3 protein-coding genes are annotated in these 2598 nt (G+C 56.5%); all 3 read left to right on the top strand.

Annotated elements, in window-relative coordinates:
* The first annotated feature begins 94 nt into the window (after window positions 1-94).
* A complete protein-coding gene (locus BN13_RS19485) occupies window positions 95-1555 on the top strand; it encodes a hypothetical protein (protein ID WP_157038681.1) in 1461 nt (486 codons plus the stop codon).
* Window positions 1556-1568: 13 nt separating this feature from the next.
* The gene (locus tag BN13_RS18975) at window positions 1569-2135 is read left to right on the top strand and encodes an NUDIX hydrolase (RefSeq protein ID WP_084733867.1); all 567 of its coding nucleotides are present in this window, start codon (window positions 1569-1571) and stop codon (window positions 2133-2135) included.
* Between the two features lie 189 nt (window positions 2136-2324).
* A partial coding sequence (locus tag BN13_RS17980) for a transposase (RefSeq protein WP_048549300.1) occupies window positions 2325-2598 on the top strand: 274 nt, incomplete at its 3' end.

Raw genomic sequence — 2598 nt, 5'->3', positions numbered from 1 at the left:
AACCTCGTTGGCGTGTCGGGCCACTTACACCGTTGGTCGGACAGTCTCACGATCGAGGCTAGACAACTTCGCATTATCGCTCCATGATGAACTCATGCGAGGAGCGACATACCTTGAATCCCTGGACTCGACGAGAGCCATCTTCGACGACGCAACTGGCGAATCGGGCTCGCCGGAGCGTTTGCAAGCGTTAGTCGAAAGCCTATTGGTTCTCGCCCTGGGTCGATCGCTAGTTGTTCAACAATCCTACGCGTTAGACTCGTGGGCATTCTATGTACTCTCAAAGGCCTTCGCCAAAAAGGAATCCTCCCCGGGGCAATCTGAGCAACCTCCCATCCTCCTGCACCTTTATGGAGCCGATTCGTTCGCCGACGCCGCTGCGGAACGCGTGGCCGGGATTGGTAGAGGCAATTTCGAATCCTCGCTGTTCAAAGAGTTGGTTGGTAATGAAGACTTATGCTCAAGCCTATCGGAACGCATTCGCATGGGCCAATTTGAAGCCTTGGGTGAGCGCCTTGGAGGCGAGCGCGAAGAGGCTCTGCGTGGAATGGCTGCACTCCTACGCGGAGCGCGAAAGGGCACCTCGGCCGTCATTCAGCCCACAGAGCGGGAAAGCATCAGCATGTCGAGCGCCATCCGTCAACTTCTTCAGAATGGAGAATTTCGAAAGCGGAGTTCGCAATCGACACTATTCGATATACTGGACAGACTTCGCTTAGCGGCCGACTCTGTACTTGCGAATGGTAGCGCGAATGATCCTTTGAATTATAGGGGTCGAATCCACAGCCAATCTCCCTTTCCGGGCCACCAAGGCGGTCTTTCCGTGCGCGAAGTGGCTGGCTCGGATGTCGCCTTTGCAGAGGTTTTAGAATTCATAGACACTCTCTACAATGTCATAGTTTGCGACAGCATTGGCACTGCACCGATACTCTGCTCTACCTTGGTTGCGACCGGCTTGGGTGCTTCGACCGAATTATGGAATCTTCATGAGTCTCAGAATGCCGCAGTTCACGCATACAAACTGGCAAGCGCGCGTAGGACGGGGTCTTTGAGTCTCGGCGAGTCTTTCGCCGAAGATCGGGATGCCAAATTTGAGATCAGCGTGTCCGTAAATCGGCATTCAGCCTTCGATATTGGTGAGACTTTCGCTGCTAACCATTCTGGCCCTAGTCTCGAAAATGCGCTGCTGGACTGCATCGTCGAAGTACTACGGAACTGGGCCAATCCGGTGTTTGTGCGATCAGCTAACGCCCTGGATGACGCCGCGAGGCAAGGCAACCTTGAGCAATTGAACTTTGCGTTGGCAGCACATGGCCGGCTCATTGGGCAAATACTGGGCGGAAAGGCGACCTTCCATTGGGAGGGTCCCGCGGTCATTCTGCTTGTGCGTGCTGCTTCAGCGGGGATTAGTAGTTGGCTAAAACAGGAACTTGACGTCTCTCAGATCGTTAATTCTATTTTAGAGGCCGCCGCTGCCTCGCTCCCATTTGGTCACTGGACGTCTGGTAATGCAGTGGCACGGGCTGTGAGCCGTAGCGTCTTCGTGACTCGTTAAGGGGTTGTTAGTCATGATTCACACCGAGTTTGAGCATCTTGTTTATGAGAATCGATTCATTGAGGTGTGGGACGATGACGTGCGATTCAAGGACGGAACTCGAGGAACGTATCTTCGAATCAGCACTAAGCCTACGAACGATCACGGTGTTGTCGTGATCCCCCGGCGAGGCTTGGATTTCTGCCTGGTCAAGACCTATCGCTATCCACTCGGCAGAGTTCAACTAGCATTCCCTCGAGGTTTTGGGGAAGGCGGTGCCCCCGAAGAGGACGCCAGACGGGAGCTCAAGGAGGAAACAGGCCTCGATTCTTTGAACACGAGGCTTCTCGGGTGGGTAACACCTGACTCGGGCCTTCTCACTTCCCGGGTCGCGGTAGTGGGCGCGGAAGTACCCGGGACGGTCGCATCAGTCCTTGACGTGAGGGAAGTTGATGAGGTGGTCTGGTTATCCGCGCCATTGATGCTCAAACTCATGTCGACTGGTGAATTGGACGACGCGTTTACACTATCGGCACTAATGCTGGCGGTCGCACAACGCTGGATTCCAAACGCCGATTTCTTGGCGAGTCGACATTTGTGAGTCGCGGGGCGGCAGGGTCATAGCGTCCAAGCAACAGCCTTCACTGGATCGGGCTGAAGGCTGGGGGGCTGGAGCGGTGGCAGGTACGAGACGGCAGTTGACGGCCAGGACCGGGCGGAGGTTTCGGGGCTCTTCCCAAAGGAGTGAGGTTCCCCCCGGACCGTGGAGGCATCCACAATGAGGATCGAGATGCCAGAGACACGAAAGAAGTACGACCGGGAGTTCCGTGAGGGAGCGGTCCGGATCGTCGAAGAGACCAAGAAGCCGATCGCGCAGGTCGCGCGCGATCTCGGGGTGAACGAGGGCACGCTGGGGAACTGGGTGACCAGGTCACGCGCCGCGCGGGACGGGTCCTCGAGCTTGTCCACGGGCGACTACGACGAGTTGAAGCGCCTGCGCGCTGAGGTCGCCGAGTTGCGGATGGAGCGTGATGTCCTCAAGCGATCCGTGGTCCTGTGGGTGA

The sequence above is a fragment of the Nostocoides jenkinsii Ben 74 genome, assembly GCF_001046875.1.
GTDB lineage: Bacteria > Actinomycetota > Actinomycetes > Actinomycetales > Dermatophilaceae > Nostocoides_A > Nostocoides_A jenkinsii.
The sequence above is the reverse complement of the archived record's forward strand: the minus strand, read 5'-3'. Positions and strand labels throughout refer to the sequence as shown.

Bases quoted from the DNA above. Each gene is read 5' to 3' on its own strand.
- BN13_RS18975 (WP_084733867.1), top strand. From the start codon at position 1,569: ATGATTCACACCGAGTTTGAGCATCTTGTTTATGAGAATCGATTCATT.
- BN13_RS19485 (WP_157038681.1), top strand. From the start codon at position 95: ATGCGAGGAGCGACATACCTTGAATCCCTGGACTCGACGAGAGCCATC.